This window comes from Streptomyces sp. NPDC026062 (assembly GCF_055568375.1).
Genome location: NZ_JBVHOQ010000001.1, coordinates 1 through 19,568, shown reverse-complemented (window position 1 = coordinate 19,568; position 19,568 = coordinate 1). Strand labels below are relative to the sequence as shown.

17 protein-coding genes, 1 tRNA gene and 2 pseudogenes are annotated in these 19,568 nt (G+C 69.0%); 12 read left to right on the top strand and 8 right to left on the bottom strand.

From position 1 onward, the window contains the following. Positions 1–91 precede the first annotated feature (91 nt). The 8 genes from ACZ4LX_RS00100 (at position 92) to ACZ4LX_RS00065 (ending at position 7,608) form a co-directional block, all read left to right on the top strand. On the top strand, positions 92–1,156 hold the full coding sequence (locus ACZ4LX_RS00100; RefSeq protein WP_467635837.1) for an ArsR/SmtB family transcription factor: 1,065 nt from the start codon (positions 92–94) through the stop codon (positions 1,154–1,156). 251 nt (positions 1,157–1,407) lie between these two features. After that, positions 1,408–2,121 carry a C39 family peptidase gene (locus ACZ4LX_RS00095; RefSeq protein WP_467635833.1) on the top strand — a complete coding sequence of 238 codons (714 nt, stop codon included), beginning with the start codon at positions 1,408–1,410 and terminating at the stop codon, positions 2,119–2,121. Continuing rightward, entirely contained in the window at positions 2,118–3,113 is a 996-nt protein-coding gene (locus ACZ4LX_RS00090; RefSeq protein ID WP_467635831.1) for an alpha/beta hydrolase, read from the top strand. The genes ACZ4LX_RS00095 and ACZ4LX_RS00090 overlap by 4 nt, the downstream gene beginning before the upstream one ends. 382 nt (positions 3,114–3,495) lie before the next feature. Continuing rightward, on the top strand, positions 3,496–5,460 hold the full coding sequence (locus ACZ4LX_RS00085) for a sensor histidine kinase (protein WP_467635828.1): 1,965 nt from the start codon (positions 3,496–3,498) through the stop codon (positions 5,458–5,460). 7 nt (positions 5,461–5,467) lie between these two features. Continuing rightward, complete coding sequence (locus tag ACZ4LX_RS00080) at positions 5,468–5,902, top strand: roadblock/LC7 domain-containing protein (protein ID WP_350994283.1); 435 nt, start codon at positions 5,468–5,470, stop codon at positions 5,900–5,902. Positions 5,903–5,904: 2 nt separating this feature from the next. Beyond that, positions 5,905–6,276, top strand: coding sequence for a DUF742 domain-containing protein (locus tag ACZ4LX_RS00075; protein ID WP_467635825.1), 372 nt, complete (start codon positions 5,905–5,907; stop codon positions 6,274–6,276). Continuing rightward, on the top strand, positions 6,254–7,021 hold the full coding sequence (locus ACZ4LX_RS00070) for a GTP-binding protein (protein ID WP_467635822.1): 768 nt from the start codon (positions 6,254–6,256) through the stop codon (positions 7,019–7,021). The genes ACZ4LX_RS00075 and ACZ4LX_RS00070 overlap by 23 nt, the downstream gene beginning before the upstream one ends. After that, positions 7,018–7,608: a GAF domain-containing protein gene (locus ACZ4LX_RS00065; protein WP_467635819.1), complete on the top strand. Its 591-nt coding sequence runs from the start codon at positions 7,018–7,020 to the stop codon at positions 7,606–7,608. The genes ACZ4LX_RS00070 and ACZ4LX_RS00065 overlap by 4 nt, the downstream gene beginning before the upstream one ends. Positions 7,609–7,678: 70 nt before the next feature. Here the strand turns inward: ACZ4LX_RS00065 and ACZ4LX_RS00060 are convergent, their stop codons facing one another. The 3 genes from ACZ4LX_RS00060 to ACZ4LX_RS00050 form a co-directional block, all read right to left on the bottom strand. After that, positions 7,679–8,290, bottom strand: a complete 612-nt coding sequence (locus tag ACZ4LX_RS00060) for a carbohydrate-binding protein (protein ID WP_467635815.1) — start codon at positions 8,288–8,290, stop codon at positions 7,679–7,681. 120 nt (positions 8,291–8,410) lie between these two features. Continuing rightward, positions 8,411–9,313 carry a transketolase family protein gene (locus tag ACZ4LX_RS00055; protein WP_467635812.1) on the bottom strand — a complete coding sequence of 301 codons (903 nt, stop codon included), beginning with the start codon at positions 9,311–9,313 and terminating at the stop codon, positions 8,411–8,413. Positions 9,314–9,372: 59 nt separating this feature from the next. Next, complete coding sequence (locus ACZ4LX_RS00050; protein ID WP_467635809.1) at positions 9,373–10,074, bottom strand: transketolase; 702 nt, start codon at positions 10,072–10,074, stop codon at positions 9,373–9,375. Positions 10,075–10,201: 127 nt separating this feature from the next. Here ACZ4LX_RS00050 and ACZ4LX_RS00045 point away from each other — a divergent pair. Further along, positions 10,202–10,275: transfer RNA gene (locus ACZ4LX_RS00045), tRNA-Pro, on the top strand. A 109-nt stretch (positions 10,276–10,384) separates the two neighbouring features. Here ACZ4LX_RS00045 and ACZ4LX_RS00040 read toward each other — a convergent pair. Continuing rightward, positions 10,385–11,602, bottom strand: a complete 1,218-nt coding sequence (locus tag ACZ4LX_RS00040; protein ID WP_467636821.1) for a tyrosine-type recombinase/integrase — start codon at positions 11,600–11,602, stop codon at positions 10,385–10,387. 321 nt (positions 11,603–11,923) lie between these two features. Here ACZ4LX_RS00040 and ACZ4LX_RS00035 point away from each other — a divergent pair, with 321 nt between their 5' ends. Further along, a complete protein-coding gene (locus ACZ4LX_RS00035; RefSeq protein ID WP_467636917.1) occupies positions 11,924–12,091 on the top strand; it encodes a hypothetical protein in 168 nt (55 codons plus the stop codon). A 236-nt stretch (positions 12,092–12,327) separates the two neighbouring features. Here the strand turns inward: ACZ4LX_RS00035 and ACZ4LX_RS00030 are convergent, their stop codons facing one another. The 3 genes and pseudogenes from ACZ4LX_RS00030 to ACZ4LX_RS00020 all read right to left on the bottom strand — a co-directional run bounded on the left by ACZ4LX_RS00030 (position 12,328) and on the right by ACZ4LX_RS00020 (position 16,014). Continuing rightward, positions 12,328–14,679 carry a protein kinase domain-containing protein gene (locus tag ACZ4LX_RS00030; RefSeq protein WP_467635805.1) on the bottom strand — a complete coding sequence of 784 codons (2,352 nt, stop codon included), beginning with the start codon at positions 14,677–14,679 and terminating at the stop codon, positions 12,328–12,330. Positions 14,680–14,796: 117 nt separating this feature from the next. Continuing rightward, a pseudogene (locus ACZ4LX_RS00025) lies at positions 14,797–15,847 on the bottom strand (IS256 family transposase). 41 nt (positions 15,848–15,888) lie between these two features. Beyond that, positions 15,889–16,014, bottom strand: coding sequence for a hypothetical protein (locus tag ACZ4LX_RS00020; protein ID WP_467635802.1), 126 nt, complete (start codon positions 16,012–16,014; stop codon positions 15,889–15,891). 483 nt (positions 16,015–16,497) lie between these two features. Here ACZ4LX_RS00020 and ACZ4LX_RS00015 point away from each other — a divergent pair, with 483 nt between their 5' ends. Further along, a complete protein-coding gene (locus tag ACZ4LX_RS00015; RefSeq protein WP_467636914.1) occupies positions 16,498–17,550 on the top strand; it encodes a hypothetical protein in 1,053 nt (350 codons plus the stop codon). Between the two features lie 26 nt (positions 17,551–17,576). On the opposite strand, the pseudogene ACZ4LX_RS00010 reads toward ACZ4LX_RS00015, so the two are convergent. Further along, a pseudogene (locus tag ACZ4LX_RS00010) lies at positions 17,577–17,683 on the bottom strand (IS5/IS1182 family transposase); the annotation flags it as partial. Between the two features lie 295 nt (positions 17,684–17,978). Between ACZ4LX_RS00010 and ACZ4LX_RS00005 the strand changes: the two are divergent. After that, positions 17,979–19,313 (top strand): JmjC domain-containing protein, encoded by a 1,335-nt coding sequence (locus ACZ4LX_RS00005; protein ID WP_467635800.1) that lies wholly within the window; start codon positions 17,979–17,981, stop codon positions 19,311–19,313. Positions 19,314–19,568 lie beyond the last annotated feature (255 nt).

Here is a 19,568-nt window from a genome sequence, read left to right as displayed (position 1 = left end):
CGCTGCGCCGCCTCACCGGGAGGGCCGGCGCCGCGACGTCCGAACGGCGGTACGCTGCGCGCGGAGGAGCTCACTTCCCGGGGGAGCGGTCATGCTGCGGGTGTACTTCACGTCCGAGGACCTTGCGCGGGTCAGGGTGGCTCCCGGCCCGGACTTCCTCTGGGAGATCAGCAACAGCGTGCAGACCCTGCAACGGCGCGACGGAGAAAGGGTGTTCGGCGAATGGCGCCGCTGGGTGCGGCCGCGACTCTCCGACAGCCCCCGGCTGCTGTCCGCGCTCCTGCCCCCGCGTGGCTACTCGCCCGACTTCCTCACCCCGACGTCCGGCGACCGTGCCACGTTGCAGGCGGCGCTCGACACCCTGATGAGCACCCCCCGGCCACGGCTGCGGACCGACCTGACCCACTTGGCGTCCTCGCTTCAACTGCCCAGTTGGGTGGGATCGCTGGCCGGGGGCGATGCCGAGACTCTGCGGCGCCTGGGCGAAGCTCTGGGTACGTACCAGCGCGAGGCGCTCGCGCCTTACTGGCAGCGTGTCCACGCCCATGTCGACGCCGACCGCGCCGTCCGGCTGCACAGCCTGCTCGACGGGGGGACCGAGGGGCTGCTGGCCGGGCTCGGGCCGCAGTTCCGCTGGCGTCCACCCGTCCTGGAAGTGGTGTATCCCGTCGATCAGCGCCTGTGCCTGCGCGGCCGGGGGCTCCTGCTCCAGCCCTCGTTCTTCTGCTGGCCCACGCCGATCACTCTGGCCGACGGGGATCTGCCGCCGGTGCTCGTCTATCCCATCGACCACGCGGCGGACTGGGCGGGACCGGACCCCGTCGGCGCATCCGGGGTCCGTTCCGCGGAAGGTGCCGGGCCGCTGGGACCCCTGCTCGGGCACACCCGGGCGGGTGTCCTGCGTGCCACCCGCACCGGTTGCTCCACCGTCGAGGCGGCCAGGCTCCTGGATGTGACGCACCCCGCCGTCAGCCAGCATCTGAACGTGCTGCGTGCGGCGGGGCTGGTCGCCACGGTGCGCAAGGCCGGGCGCTCCTTCCATGTCGCGACGGCCGAAGGGAGGGCCCTGCTGGCCGCCGAGAGCGGACCCGTCCGCCGCCTGGGTGCGGAGCGTGAAGGCGGGGGTGAGGGCCGGCGGGCGGGGACCGAGAGGTGAGGGCCGAGGCAGGGCGCCGAGGTGTGGGGCCGGGGCGTGAGTCCGAGACATGGCGGCCCGGGGTGACGGCCGCCATGCGGCGGCCGGAGGACGGGATGTGACGGTCACTCAAGTACCGCCGTAAGTCTGAACTTTCATCGCTTGCGCGCCCCGTACGGCAACGGGGACGCTGATGCCCGCTGTCCCGTACAGCTGAGCGCCTTCCGGTGCGGTTTCTCCCGCACGGCCCCCCACCCTTCTCAGGAGCCCGTATGCGCAAGAGACTTGTGTCCGCAGCGATCGCCGTAGCCGCCGCCGGAGCTCTCCTCCAGCCCACCCTGGTCCAGGCGTCACCCGTACCGCAGACCTCGTCCGTATCCGTGCTCGGGCACGGCGCGAAGGCCGGCACGGCTGTCGTCAGCGGACACAACCGGCCGGGCACCCGGCTGGAGGTCGCCGGCGGACGCACGCAGAGCGCGCACTGGCTGCAGATCGACTATCAGGTCCAGGAGACCGGCTACTGGTGCGGTCCGGCCGCCACCCGCATCGCGCTCTCCGCCCGGACGGCCCCGCCCAGCCAGGGCGACCTGGCCCGGCAGCTCGGCACCACCCAGAACGGCACCGACCACATCGGTCAGGTCACGAACGTGCTCAACTCGAACCTCGGCGGTGGCTGGTACGAGACCAAGGAGATGCCGAACGACCCGCCGACCCAGGCCCAGCGCGACCTGCTCTGGTACGACATCGTCTTCGACATCGACCGCAACTACCCGCTGGTGGCCAACATCGTCGCCCCGCCCGGCAACCAGCCTCCCGGCTATCCGTCGGACCAGACGATCTACCACTACTTCACCGTCTTCGGCTACGACGAGGTGGACCGCACCGTACTCATCGCCGACCCCGCCTCCTTCGGCGGCAACCAGATCTACTGGATCTCCTTCGACCAGCTCGCCACACTGATTCCGCCGAAGGGATACTCGGCATGAGCGCGGGGAAGAGCGGGCCCACACGCAGAAGCGTCATCAGGGCCGCAGGCGGGCTCTCCGCCGCGATGGCGCTGGGCGCCGGGAGTGTCCTCGCCTCGGCAACGACCGCCAGTGCCGCCGGAGACGGATTCGGGCTGCGTATCGTGGACAGCGACGAGAGCGATCCCCGGATGCGCTACTACCGGTTCGCGACGGACGCGATCGGCTGGAACCCGGGCGTGAACGTCCTGCTTCCCGACGGCTACCACACCGGCGGCCGCCGCTACCCCGTGCTCTACCTGCTGCACGGAGGCGGCACGGACCAGGACTTCATCACGTTCGACCGCGCGGGCATCCGGGCCTGGACGGCCGGCAGGCCGGTCATCGTCGTGATGCCCGACGGGGGACACGCGGGCTGGTACTCCAACCCGGTCAGCTCCAACGCCGGTCCCCGGAACTGGGAGACCTTCCACATCGCCCAGCTGCTGCCCTGGATCGACGCGAACTTCCGTACGTACGCCGAGTACGACGGCCGAGCCGTCGCCGGGTTCTCGATGGGCGGCTTCGGCGCGCTGAAGTACGCGGCCAAGTACTACGGTCACTTCGCCTCGGTGAGTGCCCATTCCGGTCCGGCGAGTCTCCGCCGTGACGCGGGCCTGGTCGGCCACTGGGCCAACGCCTCGTCCGCCGCGGTGGAGCTGGCGGGCGGCACGGTCTACGGCGTACCGCTCTGGGACGAGTCCCGGGTCAGCGCCGACAACCCGGTCGAACGGATCGAGAGCTACCGGAACAAGCGGGTCTTCCTGGTCGCGGGCACCAGCCCCGACCCGGTCAACTGGTTCGACCAGGTCAACGAGAACCAAGTGCTGGCCGGGCAGCGAGAGTTCCGGGCCCGACTCGGAGACGCCGGCATTCCGCACGAGTGGCACGAGGAGCCCGGCGGACACATCTTCCGCGACTACATGTTCCAGCGCGACCTGGACGGAATCATCGCCAGACTCCGCAAGGCGTAGCGCTCCCAGGTCCGCGGCAGGCCCCCTCGACGTGGTCGAGGGGGCCTGCCGCATGCGTGAGCGGGTGCCGCGTCCCGGCGCCGTGGCGCGGCCGATCGGCCATCCGCCGCTGGGTATGACCCACCGGGTAGTGGACACCGGGTATTGGCCCGGTCAATTCGGTCGCTCGTGCGAAAGGTCATACCAGAGCGGGACGGATGGCGGGCAAGTTCCACAACTGCCCGTCGCGCCCGTACACGAGGCGACTACCGTGTGTGCCCGGTGATCAACGGTGAGCTCATGTGTTCCGAGCCTGCCCGGCCGATTACCCGAGAATGACCGACCACCGTAGGTGTCACCACGTGAATGCCGATTCCGGGTGCCCCACGTCCTGAGGACGCTGATGTCTCAACTTCGCGCACCCGAAGCGCGACCGGAACGCCGAGAGGGCGGGCGGCACGGCCGACCAGGTCCCCGTTCCCACTCGGCCGCGGCCAGGCCCCGCACTGCCCGGCCGTCTCCCGAGGCGCGCATACGCCCCCAACTCCTGCGCACCGCGGTCCTGCCGGCCGTCGTCGTCGCACTTGCCGGCGCCGCGGCCGTCATCTTCACCGCCCGCTCCGGCGATGTCCGGCCCTCCAGGGAGCTCTGGACGGCGCTCGGCGCGGCGGGCGGGCTGGCCGTCGCCGCGATAGTGGCCGCTTTGCTGGCCGCCAACCGGGTCGCCACCACCGTGTTCGGCCGCTGCCTGGCACTGCGCCGTGCCAGCGCACAGGGCCAGGCCGAACTGCAACGGGTGGTGGAACAGCTCCGCAACGGCGAACCCGTGTCGGCGCGGCGTGCCCCACAGCCCGTAGCACCCGGCAGCGACGCCTTCGAGCTGCTCGCCCAGGAGCTCGGACGCCAGCAGGAAGGAGCCGTGGCCGCCGTCGTCCAGGCGTCCCGGCTGTCCGAGCACACCGGCGAGGACCAGAAGGTCGAGGTATTCGTCAATCTCGCCCGTCGTCTGCAGTCGCTCGTTCACCGCGAGATCCAGCTGCTCGACGAGCTGGAGCACCAGGTCGAGGACCCCGATCTGCTCAAGGGCCTCTTCCACGTCGACCACCTGGCCACGCGCATCCGCCGGCATGCCGAGAACCTGGCCGTTCTCGGGGGCGCCGTCTCCAGGCGGCAGTGGAGCAACCCGGTCACCATGACGGAGGTGCTGCGCTCGGCGATCGCCGAGGTCGAGCAGTACCCGCGCGTCAAACTCGTACCCCCGATCGACGGGACGCTCCGCGGGCACGCGGTGGCCGATGTGATCCACTTGCTGGCCGAACTGGTGGAGAACGCCACGGTGTTCTCCGCACCGCAGACCCAAGTCCTGCTCCGCGCCCAGCGCGTCACCGCGGGCCTTGCCCTGGAGGTGGAGGACCGAGGTCTCGGCATGCCGGGCGACGAGCAGAAGCGGATGAACGCCCTGCTGGCCGATCCCGACCAGGTCAACGTTGCCCGCCTGCTCCAGGACGGCCGGATCGGCCTGTTCGTGGTGGCGTCGCTGGCCCGCAGGCACGGCATCGTCGTACGCCTCCAGAGCAACATCTACGGCGGCACCCAGGCCGTGCTCGTCCTCCCGCAGACCCTGCTCGGGGCCGACGAGGAGGTGTCCGGCGGGGCGGACGGCGCGCCGGTCCCGCCCCTGGGCCCCGTGCACCGGCCGCTGCCGTCGGACGGCACCGCAGGACGCCCCACCCCGGCCCGCGATCCGGCACCCGCCCATGGACCGGAGCACCGGCCCCACGTACCGAAGCAGCAGCTGCGGCTGCACCAGGCAACGCGGCAGACGCAGCATCAGGACGAGGCGCCACCGCTCCCGCTGCGTGCCGAACGCCTCGACCGGCCCGCCCCCGAAGGCGAGTCCACCGGCGTTCCGGCCGTGGACGGCCAGGGCCCCGCGCATCCCCAGGAGACCGGGGTCGTACGCGGCACGATGGGCCGGCCCCAGCTCCCCAGGCGGGCCAACCAGGAACACCTGGTCCCGCAGCTCAGGGAGGCTCCCGCCCCGCGCTCCGAGGAGGAGCCGATCCTCCACGACCCGGGGCTGGTGGCGGCCTTCCGGCGCGGCATCGACCTCGCCGAGGCGCGCGAGGAGTCCGAGGCGGAGCACGTACCGGACACCGGCTCGGAGTTCGGGACGTACCCGGACACCGCGACGAACGCCGGCGGGCCGGCAGGCGTACGGACCGGCCGGGAAGCGCAGACGCCGGTCCGGGCACCGCTGGACCCGCTCCCGGTCCGGGGCGCCGCCCCTGTGGAACTGCTCAGGGCCGGCTCGTACCCCAGCGATCAAGATCCACTCGAAACGCACCTGAACACCACCAAGGAGTAGATGCACCATGGCGACCGATATGCCGTCCGGTCAGGTCTCGGACCTCGACTGGCTGCTGAGCGGGCTGGTACAGCGTGTGCCCTACACGCGCAGCGCGGTCCTGCTCTCCGCCGACGGGCTGGTGAAATCCCTCCATGGCATGGACGCCGACAGCGCCGACCACATGGCCGCGCTGGCCGCCGGGCTGTACTCGCTGGGCCGCAGTGCCGGGGCCCGGTTCGGGGACAACGGGGAGGTCCGCCAGGTGGTGGTGGAACTCGACTCGACGCTCCTGTTCGTCGCCACCGCCGGGTCCGGCACCTGTCTGGCCGTGCTCGCCGGACGGAACGCCGATGCCGCCGTGCTGGGCTACGAGATGACGATGCTGGTCAAGAGCGTCCGGCCCTATCTCATGACCCCGACAAGACAAGCGGCCGGTGTGCCGGGCGCCACGGGGCTGTGACCGTGCCGGCCACGCAGGAAGGGCCGTTGCTCGACGATGCGGCAGGCCGCCTCATCCGCCCCTACACCGTGAGCAACGGCCGTACCCGTCCCACGACCGTGCTCGATCTGCTCTCCCTGGTGATGGCCACCGGGACCGCTCCGCAGACCCATCTCGGTCCCGAACACTCCGTGGCGCTCGGGCTGTGCGGCGGGCCCACCTCGGTGGCCGAGATCGCCGCGCATCTGCGGCTGCCCGCAGTCGTCACCAAGGTCCTGCTCTCGGACCTGGTCGACTGCGGCGCGGTCACCGCGCACCCGCCCGCCTTCCATGACACGCCCACCGACCGATCCCTGCTGGAGGCAGTGCTCGATGGCTTACGACGACAGCTCTGACGGCTCTCCCTCGCACGCGGGTAACGCAAGCCCCGGAAACGTCGGATACGCGGAGGCCCCGGGCGGCGGCGGGTACGCTCCCCCGCCCGGCGATCTCGGGTACGGGGGCGTGACAGGCACGTCCGGATACGAGGACCCCACCGGCAGCCCCGAGAGCTTTCCCGTCGCGCTCAAGGTGCTGGTGGCCGGCGGTTTCGGGGTCGGGAAGACGACGTTCGTCGGCGCGGTCAGCGAGATCGCTCCCCTGAGCACCGAGGAGCTGCTGACCCAGGTCAGCGCGGCGACCGACAGCCTCGAAGGCATCGAGTCCAAGACCTCCACCACCGTGGCGATGGACTTCGGCCGCATCACGCTCGACGAACAGCACGTGCTCTATCTGTTCGGCACGCCCGGACAGGAGCGCTTCTGGTTCATGTGGGACGAACTCTCCCAGGGTGCGCTCGGAGCGGTCGTGATCGCCGACACCCGGAGACTGGAGGAGTGCTTCCCGGCCGTCGACTTCTTCGAACGGCGCGGAATCGGATTCATCGTCGCGGTCAATGAGTTCGACGGCTCCTTCCGCTACGGCCCCGAGGAGGTGCGGGCGGCGCTCGACCTGGCGCCCGCGGTTCCGGTCGTCCTGTGCGACGCGCGCATCGCGAGTTCGGGCACCGGAGCGCTGGTCACCCTGGTTCAGCACCTCATCAACACGACCGACGAATCCGCACCGCCGGCCGGCCGAGGAAGCTACGGAGCTCATCCGTGACGACCCCGCACCCCCTCGGCCGGCAGCTGCTGACACCCGTCGACAGCGACGCCCGGGTCCGGACCCAGCGGCTGCGCAGCCTCGGCCTGGGGGAGCGGTCCGATGCCTCGTTCGACAACTTCGACGCCTTCGCCGACCGGGTGGCCGAAGTGACCGAGGTGCCGTTCTCGATGGTCAACTTCATTGACGGGAACCGCCAGTTCTTCGCCGGGCTGCACACCCCGGCGGGCGCGTGGAGAGGCACCGACCTGGGGGCCGCGGCGGCCGGAAGCAGCTGCCGCGGCCGCTATGTGGCCATCGACCGGGGCTTCTGCCCGCATGTCGTCGTCCGGCGCAGGGCGCTGGTTCTTGAGGACGTGTGCGACTACCCGCGATTTGCCGGGAACCCGGTCGTCGACGACATAGGCATCCGCTCCTATCTCGGAGCGCCCCTCATCGACCGTACGGGCATCGCGCTCGGTGCCGTCTGCGCCGTCGACATCGTTCCGCGCCCATGGGGGCGGACGGGACTCGACACGATCAAATCCCTGGCGCAGGAACTCCTCCGGCACATCCACCAGCGGGAGGAGAACATTCTCGGCACCTGAGCGTCCGGGCGAACGGGACCGCCGTCGACGCCACCGGCGACCGGTCCGTCGACCCGGGCGCCTTGCCGGGCTATCCGTCGCCGGCCGGCGGAGCGTCGAAGCGGAACCAGTCCACGGCGAACAGATCGGCCGTTCCGGCGTTCCATGCCGGATTGGTGAACACGGCGAACAGCCGCACCCCGCCCTCGGCACCCGTCAGCCCGGCCGTCGCCGACACCGGGCGGTCCCATCCGCCGGTGAACGGGACGGCGAGGCTGCCCAGGAGCGGTCCGGACGGTGACCCCGCCCGGAATTCGACCGTTCCTCCGATGCCACCGGAGGCGGCGCGGACCGTGACCGAGCCGGCCTTCCCCGGCGCGACCGCTTTGAGGTCGATCCAGTCGCCGTCCTCGATCTCTGTGATCCGCCTCCCGCCGGAGTCCTGGGCCCGGTTCTCCCTCATCGCTCCGCCGTGCGCCCCGCCGGTTGCCGTGAACCACTCCGCCTCGCAGAAGACGGGACGCGGCCAGGTGACCGGGACCGGCGCCGGTACGCGCGAGGTGGCGGCCTGCGCCCGGGAGGGCGAACCCGCCAGAAAGGAGAGGGTGAGGACGGGGCAGAGAGCGAGGGCGGCAAGCGGAATCAGGTCCCGTGGGGGAAACAGACTTCGCAGGACACCGCTGACCGAGGCGGGACGGTTCACTGGGCGCTCCCTGTGCGAAAGGTGCCGAGGGGGGTTAGAAAGCGCTTTCGGAATGCGTTGACAGGGTAGGTTCACGTCCGCCGCGGGGTCAATGGGCGAACAGGGCCCCGCCTCCCCGGTTCACCCGCCCAGGAATCCGCCGATGCGCTGCCGCAGAGCGCGCGGGTCCAGGCCGTGCGCCGCGAGGTGCTCGTCCATCTGTCCGTACCGTCGCAGCTCCTCGCGGGCCACGCCGAGCCCCAGGATCCGGTGGGGGACAGCGGCCAGCGCGTCATTGGCGGCGCCCGTCGAGGTGCCGGCCAGATAGGGCTCGACGATCACGACATCGGCGGTGGCCCGGTCACCGACCGCCCGGCGCAGCCCCTGGGCGTCGAACGGGCGCACGGTGGTCGCGTACAGCACGGTCACGTCGAGCCCCTCCGTCGCGGTGAGGACGTTGTCGAGCATCGGTCCGACGGCGATCACCACCCCGCCCGCTCCTTCCCGCGCGGTGGTGAACCCGCCCCTCCCGCCTGCCGGACGTGCCCGGCTGTTGGACTGCAGCGACAGGCGTACGTAGACCCTGTCGTCCCCGGCAGCCGCCTCCCGCAGCAGTGTCTCGGCCTCGTCGGGATGGCCCGGTACGTGCACGGTCCACCCGTCCAGCGTGTCCATGAGCGCGACGTCCCCGGGCGCCATGTGGGTGAACCCGCCGGCCGGCCAGTCGTACGAGGCCCCGGCGCTGACGAGTACCCCGCCGACCCCCTGGTGTCCGAAGTCCAGCTTCACCTGTTCGAACGGCCGCTCCACCAGGAAACTCGCGAAGGTGTGCACGATGGGCCGCATTCCGGTGAGTGCCATCCCGGCCCCTGCCCCGACGAGCAGCTGCTCACGGATGCCGACGTTGACGACCCGGTCGGGGTGGTCCCGCTCGGCCTGGCCGAATCCGTCGCGGCTGATCTCCGCCAGGACGAGTGCCAGGCGGGGATCCTCGTCGAGCAGGCTTGTGGTGGTGGCGATGAAGCGGTCGCGCATGGTGTCCATGGAGATGTTCCTTTTCTTCGGGCGCAGGATTCCGGTGGAGATGCTGTGCGTCGCGCGGGTCAGCTCTTGGGGGCGACCCGGGCGACCACGGCCCTCGGCTGCCCGGGGTGCGGGGCGGTGAAGGCCGCGTAGAGGGCTTCGTGGTCCCGGCCGTCCACCGACTCGACCGACCAGCCGGCGGTCGCGAACCGCTCCGCGATTCCGCCGGGGCGGCCGTAGGTCGCCGATGCGTTGTCGATCACCACGGTGTGCAGCCGTTCCAGACCGGCCGGGCCCGCGAAGGCGATCGCCTCGTGGTTGCTGCCCTCGTCAAGCTCGGCGTCGCCGGTCAGCACCCAGACCCGGGGATCGGTCAGCCCCTGGGCCCGCAGCCCCAGCACTGTCCCCACGGCCAGCGGCAGCCCGTGCCCCAGCGAGCCACTGCCGATCTCGGCGCCGGGCACCAGGAGCCTGTCGGGATGGTGACCGAGGGGCGAGTCGTACGAGCCGAAGCCCGTCAGCAGCTTCTCATCGAAGAATCCGTGCGCCGCGAGCACCGCGTAGTACGCCATCGGTCCGTGCCCCTTCGAGAGCAGGAAGCGGTCCCGGTCCGGTGCGCCGACGGTCTCCGGTGTCACTCGCAGCACCCGGTGGTACAGCACCCACAGCGTGTCCAGGGTCGAGGTGGCGGCGGGGCCGTGCTTCTCGTCGCCGGTCATCAGGCTCATCAGCCGGGGCAGGTCGTCGTATGCGGACGCCGGTGCGGCAGTCGTGTTCGTCATGTGGATCAGCGTCCAACATCAAGTGCGGTTGAGGTCAAGCACTGAAAGGTGTTCGTGACCACCGGTTGAAGTGCGGTATTCTTCTCATGCGCGTTCAGCCGGGGGAAACCCCAGGTCAGACGGGCAACGGGACGTGGCGCAGCTTGGTAGCGCACTTGACTGGGGGTCAAGGGGTCGCAGGTTCAAATCCTGTCGTCCCGACTGGAGACAGTCGCAGATCAGGGCCGGATTCGGAGTCATGCGAATCCGGCCCTTGATCTTTTTGGGGACCAGTTGGGGACCAGCCGGGGTCTGGGCGTCCTTGACCGCGTCAGCGGGTCATGACGATGGGGCTCGGCAGTGAGCGCGGTGCGCGCAGTGCGGTGAAGTGGGCTGACAGTGCGGCTCCGGCTGCCGTGATCTTGTGGACGTCGGGGTGCAGGTAGCGCTGGGTAGTGGTCAGTGAGCCGTGGCCGGCGATCCTGCGGAGGACGTGTACTTGGACGCCTGCGTCGGCGAACCACGTCAGTCCGGTATGCCGGAGGTCGTGGCGGCGCAGATGCTCATAGCCGAGCTTGCTGACCACATCGTCCCAGTGTGTGGCGTCGCGCAGGACGGCGGTGGAGATACGTCCGCCGCGCGGGCCCGTGAACAGTCGGGCGTCGGGATCGGGGCCGGCGGACAGGATGCGCTGGGCGACGAGGGGGCGGATTTCCTCGACGATGGGAACCTTGCGGGCCCGCTTGCCCTTGGTGCCCTTGTCGGTCAGCCCGCCGGGGGCGGGTGTGGTCTGACGCCGCACGGTCCAGATCCACTGGGTGGTGTCGATGTCCCCGACGCGACAGCCTGAGATCTCTCCGATCCGTGCGGCGGTACACGCGGCGAAGATGACCACTTCTCCCCAGCCGCGGTACTCGTCGTGGGAGGCGGCCACGAGCGCGTCGGCCAGTGCGAGGAGTGTTTCCCAGTCGGGCAGGGCGAGCGCGCGTGGGTCGAGGAGTTCGTCCTCGGCCTGTTTGTAGAGCTTCTGCCAGCCGGTCACCCGGGCGGGGTTCACCTTGATGATGCCGTCGCGGACTGCTTGCTCCATGATGCGGACCAGGACGGCGATGGTGTTCTTGACCGTTGAGCGGCTGAGCTCGTCGGCGATCCAGTGCTGCACGGTGCGGTCGACAGCGCCGTTGGTGACCATGCGCACCGCGAGGTGGCCCAAGGCGGGCACGACGCGCGTCCGCCAGCCTGACAGGTAGGGATCGAGTGTTTTCAGCTCCAGGCCGCGCAGGGCGAGGTCCATGTTCGCGTTGCCGTAGTCGGCGAGCTTTATGGTGGCGAGCGACGGCGACAGCCCTGCCTCAGCCGCTTCGATGACGGACTGGAGCCACTCCTGCGCTTCATCTTCGTCCGCCTTTCCCTCCGACAGGGACAGGCGTCGCTTGGTGGCCGGGTCGAACCAGCGGACTCGCGCGCGGTAGGGGTTGGGGCGACCGGGTCGGTACTCGATGTCGGTGGTGAGTCGGACACCGACCGGCACAGTGGCCTTGTCGGTCATCATGCGTCTCGGCGCGGGACGGTCCGGTGGCTGTGCAGCCATGCCTCAACGTCGACCGCGCTGTACATGACGACGCGTTCCGAAACGGAGACGAACGGCGGGCCCTGGGGTGGCCGAGCGGTGCGCCAACGGCGCAGAGTCGATGTGTTTACACGCAGGCAGGCGGCGAGGTCGCGCGTCGAGTACCAGGCATTGGCCAGGAGGGACGATCGGATGTCACCCTGGACGAAGTGTGATGTGTCATCATTTTTCGTGTGCTTCTGAAGGTCTGTGTAGTCTGCTATCGGTTCGGTGGGCAGGGGCGGTAGATCTCCGGGTGGTATGGGGAGTTGGGACGAGGCCGATTGGGCGGAGCTGGAAGAAAAGGCCCGCTCGATCACCCGGGCCGGGTGGTGGATCGACCAACGCTCATCCGACCCGGAGGACCTCAACGAACTGCTTCAGGCTGCCACCAACGCCGATCATCCGACCGAGAACCCCCATTTCTAGGCGGCGTACCGTCACAATCCGCTGAGCCCACCGCAAGGTTTTCGTCGCGAAAGCTGCCAAACGTCCCCGGCGGCGCCGGAGTCTCGTGAGCACAGCGGCCGATGTGGATCGATGCTTGGACGCCGGGGCGAAGATCACCACGGACGGATTCAGGGTGCACATTGTTGCTGGTCATCTCGGCAGAAACGGGACATCCATACCCTTCGCTGGATGTCCCAGTCTGTACAGGTGCGCGCTTACAGGGACGTTCCCGTATAGCCCGGCGGTTTGAATGCGGCCAGGGAACCTGAATCGACGCGTGCAAAGACCACACCATCGGCCCGAACTGTCAGGCGCGTCCCTTCGGACGGTGTGGACGTCAATGTACGGGCAGGCTCGGACCGCCACAGCTCCCGTCCGCTGCCGCCGTCCAGACAGATCACCATGCCGTTCGCCCTGAGGACGTAGACGCGCCCCTTGCCGTCGACGTACGGATCGCCGTCCGCCGCAGCCATCGGCAGCTCCCATCGCGCCTTACCGTCGGCGAGGTCGGTGGCCACCAAGCGGCCCTTCGTCCACTCTCGCATCACTTTCCACGTGGGACCGAAGACCGCGACGTCGGCTTTGTCTGCGGCGGTCTCCGGCGAGCGGATCGTGTGGCTCGCCTTCTGCGCGCCGGAGGCGTCGAACCGCAGGAACTCCTTCAAACGAGGCGTGCTGGTGCCCCAGACCTCGACTCCGACGGAGTTCTTCTCGGCCTGCCAGGCCCAAGACACGTCGGGAGCGGGTAGGTCCCGGCTCCAGCGAACGGCGCCGGTGCTCGGATCGAGGCTTTCCAGCACCGCCTGCGGTCGTTCGGAAGCGTCGCCGGGACGCAGGTTCATGATGACCCCGGCCACCGCAACGGGGTAGGCCAGTTCAACGTCCGCCTTTGTCCGGTGCCATTTCTCGGTGCCCGTTTCCACGTCCCTGCCGCTGATCCCGAACTCTCCCCCTACCACCAGGTCGGTGCCGTTCAGCGCCGCCGATCTACCCATGATGGTCGCGGCCTTCCACCGGTTCTTGCCGGTGGTGAGATCCACGGCACGTAGCACCTGCTGGTTCCACCCGCCGGGACCTATGTAGTTGTTCCCTTCGGCGACGATCACCAGCGACCGAGCGGGCGCGACGGTGAGCATCACGCTGTTGTCCCGGGTGCGCAGGCTTCCCCACAGCCTCTTTCCTGTCCGGGCGTCATAGGCGGTGACCGCTTCCTTCTCCGACTCACAGAGCACCACCTTGTCAGTGCTGGTGCAGTGCTCGCCGCCGGACGGCACCCTCGTCGTCCAACTCGCCGCCACCACCACCGGTCGCGTCGACGAGGGTGCGGCTTCGGATGGCGTTGGCCCACCGACTCCCGGCTCCTTCCCCTGACGGCCGCCCCACGGCTGCCACACGACCAGCCCCAGAGCCACCGAAACCAGGAGCGCTCCGGCCATCAGCGCCACCTGGCGTCGTGGACGGCCACCATCCGCAACGCCGGGCTTCTCGTCGGCCTCGCTAGAGCCCGGCGGTAGCACGTCGGCGACTACCGCTCCTTCCGGCATCGAAGCGGCTGACGGGTTGTCGAGGGCATCCTGCTCAGCTTCCTGTTCCGGTATTTGGGGCGCGTCCTTGTCGGCTGCTCGTTCCGCTTCCGGATCGGTTACTCGGGCCGCCTGCGGGTTCCGTACTCGCACGGAGTCCCTCTCCGGCACTCGTGCCGGTGCTTGATGCGCCTGTGGTGCCGTTTCGGATGCGGCTGCCGGTGGCTGGATCGTGCTCTCCCGAAGGAGTTCCAGGATTTCCGTGGGGGTCGGCCGGGCGGCCGGATCCTTGGCCAGGCACTGGCCGATCAGCTCGTGCAGGGGGCCTGCCCCTGGGACGCGTATGGGCTCCTCGTGTACAACGCTCCACGCGATCGCGTAGGGAATGTCACCGTTGAACGGGCCCGCGCCGCTCAGCGCGTATGTGAGCACCCCGCCCAGCGAGAAGACGTCGGCGGCAGGCCCGATCCCGGCTTGGGCGAGGAACTGTTCCGGGGCCATGAACGCCGGCGTGCCCACCCAAGCGTCGGTGTGAGTCAGGCGGTCGGTGCCCTCGACCCGCGCGATCCCGAAATCGATAACGCGAGGACCGCCGTCGGTCAGTAGGATGTTGCCGGGTTTGAGGTCGCGATGGACCAACCCGACCCGATGGATGTCCCGCAGGGCTTCGGCCAGCTCGTATGCCAGTACGCGGGCCTCGCGTTCCGGCATGGGGCCTCCGTCACGCACCCGGTCGGCGAGCGAGGGCCCCGGCACGAACAGCGTGGCCATCCAGAGCAGCGGACCATCGGTGGCGGCGTCGATCACCGAGGCCGTGTACGCACCGCTGACCCGCCGGGCCGCCTCCACCTCGCGCGCGAAACGCACTTGAAACCGCGGGTCGGCCGCGTACTCCTCGCGCATCACCTTCACTGCGACGCGCCGACCGGTGGGGGAGATCGCCACAAAGACGCGCCCCATGCCTCCGGAACCAAGTACGCGCTCGACCACGTAGGGGCCGATCGTCGACCCCGGGCCCAGCCTGTCCCCGTACGCATCCGTCACTCTGGCCCCCGCCTTCACCGACCTATGACGATACCGACCTCGGATGCCGACTGTCAGGACGTTCTCCGCCTTCGTGCGGGTCTGTCAAACTAGTGGTGTAACTCAGGTTGTTGAGAGTTACTGTCGGGCTGCGGAGAGGCGGCCGTCGAAGGCGTTCAGGGCGGTTTTCCAGCGCATGGTCCAGCGGGCCTGGCCCTTGCCGGTCGGGTCCAGCGACATGATCGCCATGAAGACGCACTTCAAGGCGGCCTGCTCGTTCGGGAAGTGGCCGCGGGCTTTCACCGCCCGCCGGATCCGCGCGTTCACGGACTCGATCGCGTTGGTGGTGCAGACGATGCGGCGGATCTTGGTGTCGAACCGGAGGAACGGGGTGAACTCCTCCCACGCGTTCTCCCAGAGCCGGACGATCGCCGGATACTTCTTGGCCCTTGGTCGGCGAACTCCGCGAATCGTTCGAGTGCGGCGTCCTCGGTCGCCGCGGTGTAGACGGGCTTGAGGAGCTTGGCGATCTTGTCCCAGTCCTGGCGGGCGGCATAGCGGAAGGAGTTCCGCAGCAGGTGGACCACGCAGGTCTGCACGATCGTCTTCGGCCATACGGTCTCGACGGCGTCGGGCAGGCCTTTGAGCCCGTCACGACCAGCATGAGGACGTCGTTCACGCCGCGGTTCTTGATCTCGGTCAGGACGTGCATCCAGTGCTTGGCGCTCTCGCGACCGTCGCCGGCCCGCAGCCCCAGAATGTCCCGTCGGCCCTCGACGGTGACGGCCAGGGCCACGCAGGTGGGCCGGTTCGCCACCGCGCCGTCGCGGATCTTCACGTGGATCGCGTTGATGGAGATCACTGGATAGACGGCGTCCAGGGGCCGGTTCTGCCACTCGGCCATGCCCTCGAGGACCTTGCCGGTGATCGTGGAGATCGTCTGGCGCGACACGTCGGCGCCATAGATCGGACAGGTGGGCCTGGACCTCACCGGTCGTCAACCCCCTTGCGGGCGAGCAAGACGACCATCTCGTCGACGCCCGACACACGCTTCTGCCGCTTCTTGACCATCGGTCAGCACGGTCTTGCCGCAGGTCTCGTTGCGGCTGTTGCCGCCGTTCTTCCCCGCCGGGTCGTGCTTGTCATAGCCGAGGTGGTCGGTGATCTCTCCCTCCAGGGCGGACTCCAGGAGCCGATTGGTCAGCTGCTGGAGCAGCCCACCCTCGCCGGTCAGCTGCAGACCCTCGGTCTGAGCGTGGCCACCAACTCGTCGGTGAGCTGGTCGTCCAGCTTCTTCGCCGGCTGCGGCTCAGTGGCCTTGACGGACTCGGCCTCGGTCACGATGTCGCTGGTCATCGATGCATCTTCCTTGATCAGGAGTTACACCGATCTTTTACAGTCCCAATCCCCGAGCTACCAGCTGAGACGGCTCGCGCGCGGGGAGGCTCCCTTCCAGAACGCTTGTACCCGCCGCGCGCCTCTGCGCGCCTCAGTGCAACACCCCATGGGACTCGTCTGCACCAGGAATCTCTCCTGTGCAATCAGTTCTTGCGCGGGAAATCTCGCTGTACCACAGTGGTCTCTTCCGGGTGCCGCGCACCGGACAGGCACCCACCTCGCCCCGAGCCGACGATATGTCCGCTGCTGGGCCACAGTTCCAGTCCGGCCGCTCGGGCGCAGCCAACACCAGAACTCTCGTCTCGGCCGGAATGCCTCAACCGACCGCCGCCACAGCCCCCTGCCATGAGGAGAAACCGTGCCGTACGTCAGAACCCGCCCCCCGCCACCGTCCGCCATCGTACGGTCGCACTGGCCGGCGCCATCGCCGTGATCGGGGCTATGTTCGCCGCCCAGGCGCACGCAGCGCCGCTGGACGCTACCTGCACCGGTTCCGACACCACCACGTACAGCCCGGGACTGACGAACACCGCGCAGACGGTGACCATCACCGGGACGATCAGTCTGTCCTGCATCTCGCTGTCCCGGCCCGCCATCACCGCCGGGACCATCACCGGCGGTGGCACCGCCCCAGGCCTGACCTGCGCCGTACTGGAGCAGCCGTCCTCAGGCGCTTCCACCGTGGCCTGGAACGACGGCACCCACAGTGCCTACACCTACGGCACAGCCCTCGGCCCGGGAGCATCCGGCACCCAGATCCTCACCCTCACCGGCACCGTCACCTCCGGCACCTTCACCAGCGACAGCCTGGTCATCGCCGAAATTTTTCGTCAACGCCGACCTCACCGCCTGCGACAGTCCTACTGGCCTCACCAGCCGCACCGGCCCCGCCACACTTCTCGCCACCTGACCCTGACACCATCGCGCGGCGCGCGAACCCACCCTCACCCGCCCGTCGCCGAACCTGCATGGGAACGACACGCCACACCTGGCGCACCCATCACAGATCAAGAGCAACAAGATGCTAGAAGAGCAGGGGAAATCAGGGTGACCTCTTCCCTCTTGCCTGCCGCAGGTACGGGCTTCGACTACAGCTCGCCTCTGGAGAGAACCACGTTCGACAAGTTCGCTCGCATCACCGTCATCGGCATCATGAGCCTTACCGCAGCCACGGGTGTCGCCACCTCAGCGCATGCCTCAGCATCCCGCGCTCGCGAAGGTGCCCTCGACTGGACCTACGACACCGCTGGGCACCGCATCCAGATCCACAGCACTCTCCTGTTCACCACCGAACTCTGCAGCGGCGCAGGCAACATCACGCGATGCCTCGCCATCGCGACCCAGTGCGCCAACCAGTTCGGTGAGGTCAGCAGCGGGTGGGCCAACCTGCGCAACCCACAAAACAACTACAGGTGCCCGCAGACCGGCGGACTCCCCGGCACTCCGCTGCGCACCGCCATGAACGAAGTCATCACCTACTGGTACAGCCACTGATCCGGTGCCTCGCCGCGCAGGACTGAAGCGGATCACTCGAGACGAATATGCCCTGTCCGCGATGATCGCGTCGGGTCTGCGGCGGCGGGGCCGCACCGGTCCCGGCACCGGGACCGCGCAGTCCGCCTGCAACTGACTCGACGGCGGTTAGGGCAGTCACGGAGGAGCCGCCTCAAACTGTCTGGCTGACTCGCTCGGCCTTGCGAAGACCGTGGCGAAGTCCCGCACGCACACGGCGACGGCGAACGCGAGGTGGCCAGCAGACGGTGATGCGCGCAGGCAGGTTACAAAGACCAAGGACCCATAAGACCCGCACATTCCACTGCGGGCCCGCCACACGGTCATCGCCCCCGATGTCTGCGGCTGTATTGGTGGTGTTAGCAGCCGTGCTTTCCAGGCCCGGACATCCTCTCGAGAGGAGAGTGCTCATGCAGAGTCCCGCCTCGCCCAACCCCGCAGTGCCGTCGGCGGGTGGCCTAGTCCGCTCCCGCCAGCCGATGACCGCGGCCCGCGCCCGTAACGCCATCCCCTCGACGGTGGCAGCCTCGGCAGGAGCGACTGCAACTACCGACGAGCAGGAGCCGTACGCGACGACGCGCCCTTCCATCACAGCATGCCTGGGTGAGGACTTCGTCGCCCAGGCACTGCACCGCGAACACCGTCACGCAGCCGGCGCCATCGACGTCTCTGGTCTGATGACCTGGGATGACCTCAATCACATTCTCAGCAGTCACCGGCTGGAGCCGCCGCGCATGCGACTGTCCCGCGACGGCGAGACCCTGCTGGTCGGCAGCTACACCACCCCTGTCGCCACACGCCGCCACACGGTGTGGCACCGACTGCACCCGGCCGGACTGCACGCTCGCCTCCAGGAAGGCGCGTCGCTCGCCCTGGTCAGGGCCGACGAACTCCACCCGCCGCTTACCCACCTTTGCGAAGGTATCGAAAGAGAACTGCACACCCGCGTCCAGGCGAATATCTACGCTTCATGGACCAGCACCGAAGGCTTCGGCGTCCACTGGGACGACCACGATACAATCATCGTTCAATTGGACGGCGCGAAACGGTGGCGGATTTTCGGCCCCACACGCCCGTTCCCCTTGTTTCGCGACATCGAGGACCCGGGCGAGGCACCCACCGACCCGGTCGCAGACCTGGTTCTTCGGCCGGGCGACGTCCTTTACGTGCCTCGCGGCGTGTGGCACGCGGTCTCGGCCGATCAGGGCACCCGCTCCTTGCACGTCACCTTAGGTCTGCAGACCCACACCGCGACCGACCTGATGACTTGGGTGTCCGAGCAGCTTCTCATGCACGAAGACTGGCGGCGCGACTTGCCACTGCTCGCTCCACAGGACATTCAGGCCAGCGTCGCGGACGGGTTACGCAAGCGACTCGCCCAACTGCTGGAGGACCCGGAGCTGCTCACGCGCTACCGGACGGCGATGGACGGGCTAGCCGTCGGCCGGATGGTGCCGAGCCTCCCGTACATCGACACCATCCCCGCCGACGGCAGCCTGCGAGTGCGGCTGACTACTGCCCGCGCGATCCTGGACGTTGGCGAGGACAAGGTGACGTTGTCCGCCGCCGGGAGTACATTCGACTTCGCACCCGAAGCGGAGGCGGCGCTGCGTCCATTGGTCGACGGCCATACAGCAGACATGGCGGCGCTGGCCGATGCGGCCGGTCTCACGTTGGAGGACATAGCTCACCTGGTCCACGAGCTCGTCGCCGGGGAGGCCGCAGTGGTAGGGAACCTACTGTGACAACGCCGCTCTGTCCGGGCATGTACAACCGCACGGCTACGGCGTCCCAAGAGCAGCGGACGTTGCCGACCGCCAGGAAACCCGCAGCCAGGGCCCGGCGGGTCGCCGCGTCCCCGGCCGTACCTCGCCGATCCATTCGTCGATCGTGCCGGGTGTCCAGTGAACCGTCCCGGGTCAGGTGGAGGCTCGATTCCGTGAAAGGATTGAGTCATGGCACGACCCTCCCGTTACCCCCTTGAGCTGCGCCGCCGTGCG

What these genes read in the sequence shown, in the direction of transcription:
- ACZ4LX_RS00035 (WP_467636917.1), top strand. Translation starts at nt 11,924, where the DNA reads ATGGGGAGTTGGGACGAGGCCGATTGGGCGGAGCTGGAAGAAAAGGCC.
- ACZ4LX_RS00015 (WP_467636914.1), top strand. Translation starts at nt 16,498, where the DNA reads ATGTTCGCCGCCCAGGCGCACGCAGCGCCGCTGGACGCTACCTGCACC.
- ACZ4LX_RS00080 (WP_350994283.1), top strand. Translation starts at nt 5,468, where the DNA reads ATGGCGACCGATATGCCGTCCGGTCAGGTCTCGGACCTCGACTGGCTG.
- ACZ4LX_RS00055 (WP_467635812.1), bottom strand. Translation starts at nt 9,313, where the DNA reads ATGGACACCATGCGCGACCGCTTCATCGCCACCACCACAAGCCTGCTC.
- ACZ4LX_RS00095 (WP_467635833.1), top strand. Translation starts at nt 1,408, where the DNA reads ATGCGCAAGAGACTTGTGTCCGCAGCGATCGCCGTAGCCGCCGCCGGA.
- ACZ4LX_RS00070 (WP_467635822.1), top strand. Translation starts at nt 6,254, where the DNA reads ATGGCTTACGACGACAGCTCTGACGGCTCTCCCTCGCACGCGGGTAAC.
- ACZ4LX_RS00090 (WP_467635831.1), top strand. Translation starts at nt 2,118, where the DNA reads ATGAGCGCGGGGAAGAGCGGGCCCACACGCAGAAGCGTCATCAGGGCC.
- ACZ4LX_RS00085 (WP_467635828.1), top strand. Translation starts at nt 3,496, where the DNA reads ATGTCTCAACTTCGCGCACCCGAAGCGCGACCGGAACGCCGAGAGGGC.
- ACZ4LX_RS00020 (WP_467635802.1), bottom strand. Translation starts at nt 16,014, where the DNA reads ATGACCAGCGACATCGTGACCGAGGCCGAGTCCGTCAAGGCCACTGAG.
- ACZ4LX_RS00100 (WP_467635837.1), top strand. Translation starts at nt 92, where the DNA reads ATGCTGCGGGTGTACTTCACGTCCGAGGACCTTGCGCGGGTCAGGGTG.
- ACZ4LX_RS00005 (WP_467635800.1), top strand. Translation starts at nt 17,979, where the DNA reads ATGCAGAGTCCCGCCTCGCCCAACCCCGCAGTGCCGTCGGCGGGTGGC.
- ACZ4LX_RS00050 (WP_467635809.1), bottom strand. Translation starts at nt 10,074, where the DNA reads ATGACGAACACGACTGCCGCACCGGCGTCCGCATACGACGACCTGCCC.
- ACZ4LX_RS00040 (WP_467636821.1), bottom strand. Translation starts at nt 11,602, where the DNA reads ATGACCGACAAGGCCACTGTGCCGGTCGGTGTCCGACTCACCACCGAC.